The organism is Lutibacter maritimus (genome assembly GCF_900116115.1).
Classification (GTDB): domain Bacteria; phylum Bacteroidota; class Bacteroidia; order Flavobacteriales; family Flavobacteriaceae; genus Lutibacter; species Lutibacter maritimus.
The window spans coordinates 239,045-245,913 of the sequence record NZ_FOZP01000004.1 but is presented as its reverse complement, the minus strand read 5'-3'; the positions used below and the strand labels follow the sequence as shown (position 1 = coordinate 245,913).

General features: G+C 32.7%; 6 protein-coding genes. 5 read left to right on the top strand and 1 reads right to left on the bottom strand.

Features of this window, described 5'->3' with window-relative positions; genetic code table 11:
• Positions 1 to 326: 326 nt before the first annotated feature.
• On the bottom strand, positions 327 to 710 hold the full coding sequence (locus BM335_RS08290; protein ID WP_090225325.1) for an HU family DNA-binding protein: 384 nt from the start codon (positions 708 to 710) through the stop codon (positions 327 to 329).
• A gap of 781 nt (positions 711 to 1,491) precedes the next feature.
• Between BM335_RS08290 and BM335_RS08285 the strand changes: the two genes are divergently transcribed.
• The 5 genes from BM335_RS08285 (at position 1,492) to BM335_RS08265 (ending at position 6,834) form a co-directional block, all read left to right on the top strand.
• The gene (locus tag BM335_RS08285) at positions 1,492 to 2,094 is read left to right on the top strand and encodes a sugar transferase (protein WP_090225602.1); all 603 of its coding nucleotides are present in this window, start codon (positions 1,492 to 1,494) and stop codon (positions 2,092 to 2,094) included.
• A 1-nt stretch (position 2,095) separates the two neighbouring features.
• Positions 2,096 to 2,698, top strand: coding sequence for an acetyltransferase (locus BM335_RS08280; RefSeq protein WP_090225322.1), 603 nt, complete (start codon positions 2,096 to 2,098; stop codon positions 2,696 to 2,698).
• Between the two features lies 1 nt (position 2,699).
• Complete coding sequence (locus BM335_RS08275) at positions 2,700 to 3,254, top strand: sugar transferase (protein ID WP_090225320.1); 555 nt, start codon at positions 2,700 to 2,702, stop codon at positions 3,252 to 3,254.
• Between the two features lie 579 nt (positions 3,255 to 3,833).
• Entirely contained in the window at positions 3,834 to 4,946 is a 1,113-nt protein-coding gene (locus tag BM335_RS08270) for a DegT/DnrJ/EryC1/StrS family aminotransferase (RefSeq protein WP_090225318.1), read from the top strand.
• 1 nt (position 4,947) lies between these two features.
• Positions 4,948 to 6,834: a polysaccharide biosynthesis protein gene (locus tag BM335_RS08265; protein ID WP_090225315.1), complete on the top strand. Its 1,887-nt coding sequence runs from the start codon at positions 4,948 to 4,950 to the stop codon at positions 6,832 to 6,834.
• Positions 6,835 to 6,869: the final 35 nt, after the last annotated feature.

The window sequence follows — 6,869 nt, the reverse complement described above, 5'->3', positions numbered from 1 at the left end:
CATTTCAATTCCGCTGAGCTACATTGAAACACTCGAACTGACGGTGTTTTATTGTCGTCACTTCGAGTGAATTTATGCAGAGAAACGTAGTAAATTAGTATCGAGAAGTATCGGTTAAAAAAATCATACTAATAAAAAAAATATTTATTAGTATAGTTATTCAAAAAGATACTAATAAACTTAGAGCTTTATTAGTATAAATCCGTTGTATTATACTAATAAATTAAAATTTTATACTATTAAATTTTTGGCATAAAAATCATAAAAAAAATCCCGAACTGAATCAACAGTTCGGGATGTTATCCAAATTAAATTACAACTACAGCTTATTCACTAATTGTTTTAAACTTCACAACTGTTAGCATATCTCTTAATTTAGCCCCAGGTCTAAAATTTAAATGTGCTTTTTTAACTGTGTTAGCACTTACTTCTTCAGCGTTAATTTCACCTTTTGAGGTAACGCCTACTTGTAAGTTTCCAAGTCCACCTAATTGCACAATTTTACCCTGTTTTAATTCATCCATAATATTATGTTCTAATGCACGAAGCACTGCATAGCAGTCCGATTCACGCACTGTACACTGATTAGACACTAAATATGCCAAGCGTTCAAAGTCTATAACACCTTGTGATATTGCTTTTGCATAATATTTGTTTTCCGCGTTAACGTCTTGCGGATTGCGACGTTCTAATGGCTTTATTGTTACCATGTTGTATATATTAAAACGTATAACTTTTGAAAAAGGTAGTTATACCGACACCTTACTTTTTAAATAATACGCATTACAATACACCGCTGTGTATACACAGCTAAATCCACCACGAAAATTTTAGTGGTATTTGCTTATGGGTGTTAAAAGAAGGTTACGTCATAATTTAGCTACATTAAAATTTATTAAAAAATTTTAGGTAGGCTAAAAGAAGAATTGTAGATTTGTAAAACAAAATTAAAAAATCTAATGCTTCTTTTAGCATTACCAACTCAATCAAGTCTTAAAGCGCCAACTTTAAGACTTTTTGTTTTATATAAGGTACTGTAGTTTTACAACCAGTTGCCTTTATAATAACAAGTACATTAAAAAAGTGTGAGTATTTCAAAACCTTTTACATAGCACTTGCAGTTCATTTACAAAGAAACAAAAAATTGTAGTTCAATAAAAAGACTTTTATTAACAATTAATGCTGTTTTGTGCAGTATTACGTTGAAAAGTTAATAGTCAAAAACGCAATTAATTATTAAATTTTTTGTAGTAAATACTTTATAGCCAATATTTTAAATGACTGTCAAAGCGTAGTATTTACAGTCAAAATGGCATAAATCGGACAAAAGTTACAGAGTTTTATAGAATCTTACAGTAACAAATGAGTGCAGTTGTGGGTAATTGGTTCTTTCTAAAAAACCTGATTTACGCATTTTTTTACGAGTAAAAAGGAGCAATTTTTCTATTTTAAGTAGTAGTTTTGTTAATAAAAAATATAAAAACACCAGCATTGTACCAAAAATTTATAAAAAGAAGCCTCGATATTGTAGTTTCGGCTAGTATGTTACTTGTTTTTTTACCTTTCGGGTGTTTAATAACAGTAGTATTAGCCTATACAAACAATGGAAAACCATTCTTTTTTCAAGTGCGCCCAGGATTAAACGAGCAATTATTTAAAATAATGAAGTTTAAAACCATGACCGATGCTGTTGATGAACAAGGAACGTTATTATCAGATGCTGAACGGATGACCGCAATTGGAACTTTTGTTAGAAAAACATCGTTAGATGAAATTCCGCAACTGCTAAACGTATTAAAAGGCGATATGAGTTTAATAGGACCTAGGCCGTTGTTACCAGAATACTTGCCTTTGTATAGTGAAACACAAAAAATGCGTCACAATGTAAAACCGGGTATTACAGGATGGGCGCAAGTAAATGGTAGAAATGCCATAAGTTGGCAACAAAAATTTGAATATGATGTGTGGTACGTTCAAAATATAAGTTTTCAACTAGATTTAAAAATTGTATTTTTAACTATTAAAAAAATAGTAATACGAGAAGGAATTTCAGCAGACAACGCTGTGACAATAGAAAAATTTAAAGGAAATTAAGATGTATATATTTGGTGCAAGCGGGCATGGCAAGGTTTTGGCAAGTATGTTACAAGACCTTGGTATTGAAATTAAAGGTTTTTTTGATGATGAACCAAAAGTCGATCGGTTGTTTGATATTCAGGTATATAATGTGGAAGAATATCAAAATTTAAAAATTTCTGAAATGATTATTGGTATTGGCGATAACGCTGATAGAAAAAAATGTGCCTTAAAATATGTAACTAAGTATGTAACTATAATTCATCCAAAAGCGATTGTTCATAGTTCTGTAGTAATTAATTTAGGAACAGTAATTATGCCCGGAACTGTTATAAATGTTGATGCAACAATTGGAAAGCATTGTATTATAAATAGTGGTGCTATTATTGAACACGATTGTAGTATTGAAGATTTTGTACATGTTTCACCCAATGCAGCTTTAGCTGGGGGTGTTACAGTAGGTGAAGGCACTCATATTGGTATTGGTGCAAATGTGATACCTGGAGTAATTATTGGTAAATGGGCTACAATTGGCGCAGGTGCTGTGGTTACAAAAAATGTACCAGATGGCGCGGTAGTGGTGGGCGTACCAGGGAAAATTATTAAAATAAACAAATTTTAAAATGACAAAAAGAAGCGTCGATTTGATTGGTGCATTGCTTGGTTATTTTATAATGTTTCCTTTCATAATCATTGCAATTTTAATTTGTGCAGTGGATACAAAATCTGCAGGTTTATTTTTGCAACAGCGCATCGGTCAGTTTGGCAAACCATTTGTTATTTTTAAATTAAGAACCATACACGCTTCAAAAAATACCATTTCTGCTTGGGGGTGCTTTGTACGAAAGTATAAAATTGATGAATTACCACAATTAATAAATGTGATAAAAGGAGATATGAGTTTGGTTGGTCCGCGACCGGATATAGCCGGATATTATGATGTTTTAACCGGTGAAGAAAGAAAAATATTGGAATTAAAACCAGGCTTAACAAGTGAAGCTGCTTTAAAATATGTCAATGAAGATGCAATTTTAGCACAACAATCGAATCCGTTGGAGTATAACGATACGGTAATTTTCCCAGATAAAGTACGCTTAAATTTAACGTATTATTACCAGCATTCTTTTTGGGGTGATGTAAAAATTTTAGGAAAAACCATTACGTTGTTATTTCAATAAACACCTTCAGTAAAAAAAAACGTCACTTTCAGCCTCCAAGCCGTCACCCGCAACAAAAAATACGTCACCTTCAGCCTCCAAGCCATCACCTTCAGCTTGGCTGGAGGTCTGCAACTATACAGCAACAGATTCCCGCTTGCGCGAGAATGACGTCACGTCACCCTCAGCTTGACTGGGGGTCTGCAACTACAAAGAAAAAGATTCCCGCTTTCGCGAGAATGACGTCACGTCACCCTCAGCTTGACTGGAGGTCTGTCGCTTTCAAAGAGAAAGATTCCCGCTTTCGCAAGAATGACGGATGAAAAAGAATGACGAATAGAAGAGAATAACGTCAGTTCGAGCGCAGTTGAGAGCAATTACAGAACACTTCTCGATACAATTTTTCTCCATTTCATTACAAAAAACCACTCGAAGTGACGGATTAACAAAACGTCAGTTCGAGTGCCGAAGTGCAACGGAGGTGTGTCGAGAACTATTACGGAATCCTTTTAACCTCCAACTCCTCACTTTTCACATACTACAACTCATAATCAAAATAAATTATAGTAATTTTGCGTTTTATAGTGAATTTAACAAAATATGAGCACTAAAATATGGTTATCATCTCCACATATGGGCGGAGAAGAATTAAAGTATGTACACGAAGCATTTAGCACCAATTGGATTGCTCCTTTAGGGCCTAATGTAAATGCGTTTGAAGATTCATTACAAACCTATTTAGGCGAAAATAAAGAGATTGCTGCATTAAGTTCTGGTACAGCAGCCATACATTTAGCGTTAATAGTATTAGGCGTAACAAGTGGTGATGAGGTTATTTGCCAAAGTTTCACTTTTTCGGCATCCGCAAATCCAATTTTATATCAAGGAGCCACCCCAGTGTTTGTGGATAGCGAACTAGAAACATGGAATATATGTCCAAAACAGTTAGAAATTGCCATAAACGACCGTATTAAAAAAGGCAAAAAACCAAAGGCAATTATTGCAGTGCATTTATACGGAATGCCATATAATGTAACTAAAATAAAAGCATTGAGTGTAAAGTATGATATACCAGTTATTGAAGACAGTGCAGAGGCCTTAGGAAGTGCAGTAAACGGACAAAAATGTGGAACTTTTGGAGATTTTGGTGTTTTTTCTTTCAATGGTAATAAAATAATTACAACATCAGGTGGAGGTGCTTTAGTTTGTAATGATGTTGCAACCAAGCAACAAGCTATTTTTTTAGCAACGCAAGCAAGAGATGAAGCGCCACATTACCAACATTCAAAAATTGGATATAATTATAGATTAAGCAATGTATTGGCAGGGATTGGTAGAGGTCAGTTAGAAGTGTTGCAAGATAGAATTGATAAAAGACGCGCAAATTTTAATTACTATAAAGAAAATTTAAAAGATAATAATTTCCAATTTTTAGAAGCGCCAGAAGGCTATTTTTCAAATAGATGGTTAACGTGTATTTTGACACCTTCTTTTGAAATGAGAGAAAAAATTAGAGTACATTTACACACCTTAGGTATTGAATCTCGGCCTTTATGGAAACCAATGCATACACAGCCAATATTTATGAAATATCCACGTTATGTAAATGGTGTATCAGAAAAGTTGTTTGAAATAGGCTTGTGTTTACCAAGCGGATCTAATACTACTGAAAATGAACTAGACAGCGTTGTAGGGGTGCTAAACGGTTTTTAGTATGATAGTTAAATTATTTAAAAAAATTGTAAAAAGAAACATTCCGCGTTGGATAGTGTTATTGATTGATATTTATATTGTTATAAATACCTTTGTGCTATCATATTTGGTGCGTTTTAACTTTAGTTTCTCTTTTGATACTTCAAAATTACTACTACAAATACCCATTGTGGTAATTGCAGCTTTTGTAGCATTTGTATCCGTAGGTTCCTACAAAGGCATTATTCGGCATACTGGTTTTAAAGATTCTATGAATGTTACGTTTGCTAGTTTCTTAATATTTTTAATGTTAGGTGTATTAGTAATATCCAATCACTATTTTTCAATTCATGCAAATTTTACCATACCAAAATCTATTTTAGTAATTCATTTTTTATTAAATGTAGTTATCTTAATCTCTAGCCGCTATTTATTTAAAGAGATTTATAATTATGTAATGGCTGGTTTTGGTGTACATAAAAAAGTGGCAATTTATGGTGCAGGTCAGGCAGGTATGTTGGTGTATTCTATTTTATCTGAAGATAAAAAAAACAAAACAAATGTGATTGCTTTTATTGATGATGATAAAAGTAAAGCAGGAAACAAAATTAATGGAATAACGGTTTATGAATCTGCTAAAATTGATGAAGATTTTATTGTAGATAAAGAGGTGAGTGAGATCATTATTTCCATTCAAAATATACGACCGTCTAAATTACTTGAAATAGTTGATAGGCTTTCTAAGTTACCATCAAAAGTAAAAATAGTACCACCTGTGCAATCTTGGATTGATGGAAATTTAAATCCCAAACAAATTAAAGCTGTAAAAATAGAAGATTTATTAGGTAGAGAACCAATATCCTTAAACAATCCAATCCTGCAAAAAGAGTTTGATAATAAAGTAGTGTTAGTGACAGGTGCAGCAGGTTCTATTGGAAGTGAAATTACGCGACAACTTACAAAATTCAATATTCAAAAATTGATATTGGTAGATCAGGCAGAATCTGATTTATACAACTTACAACAATATTTAGTACATAAGCATATTAACAATGCAAAGGCTATTGTTGCTGATATTCGTAATAAAAATAGAATGGAAGGGTTGGTAAAAAAATACCAACCAGCTATTATTTTTCATGCAGCAGCCTATAAACATGTGCCTTTTATGGAAGATAACCCTAACGAGGCTGTAAATACAAATGTGCTTGGTACAAAAATTATGGCAGATTTGGCGGTGCAATATCAAGTAGAAAAATTTGTATTTATTTCAACTGATAAAGCGGTAAACCCAACAAACATAATGGGTGCAACCAAACGAATTGCTGAAATGTATATAAATTGTGTCAACACCAAAGGAACTACAAAATTTATTACCACCAGATTTGGTAATGTGCTGGGTTCTAACGGCTCTGTAATTCCATTATTTCAATCGCAAATAAAAAGAGGAGGTCCAATAACCGTAACTCATAAAGATATTACGCGTTATTTTATGACTATTCCAGAAGCTTGCCAATTGGTTTTAGAGGCAGGTTGTATGGGAGAAGGAGGCGAAATTTTTGTGTTTGATATGGGAGAATCTATTAAAATATTTGACTTAGCGTTAAATATGATTCGGTTATCTGGTTTAAAATATCCTTCTGAAATTGATATAAAAATTACCGGATTACGTCCGGGCGAAAAAATTTATGAAGAGTTATTGGCTTCTGGCGAAAATACCACAACCACTTATAATAATAAAATTATGATTGCAAAGGTAAAGAAGTTAGATTGCCAAAAAACTAGCCGTAAAGTAGAAGAATTATGTACGCTTAATGGCGATTTAAATTTTGAACAAACGGTTTTAAAAATGAAAAAAATAGTACCAGAATTTATTTCAAACAATTCAAAGTATGAGTTATTAGATAATTAACTGGTAATTATTAAATATATTTGTAAAAAAGCACT

Bases quoted from the DNA above. Each gene is read 5' to 3' on its own strand.
- BM335_RS08280 (WP_090225322.1), top strand. From the start codon at position 2,096: ATGTATATATTTGGTGCAAGCGGGCATGGCAAGGTTTTGGCAAGTATG.
- BM335_RS08275 (WP_090225320.1), top strand. From the start codon at position 2,700: ATGACAAAAAGAAGCGTCGATTTGATTGGTGCATTGCTTGGTTATTTT.
- BM335_RS08265 (WP_090225315.1), top strand. From the start codon at position 4,948: ATGATAGTTAAATTATTTAAAAAAATTGTAAAAAGAAACATTCCGCGT.
- BM335_RS08290 (WP_090225325.1), bottom strand. From the start codon at position 710: ATGGTAACAATAAAGCCATTAGAACGTCGCAATCCGCAAGACGTTAAC.
- BM335_RS08270 (WP_090225318.1), top strand. From the start codon at position 3,834: ATGAGCACTAAAATATGGTTATCATCTCCACATATGGGCGGAGAAGAA.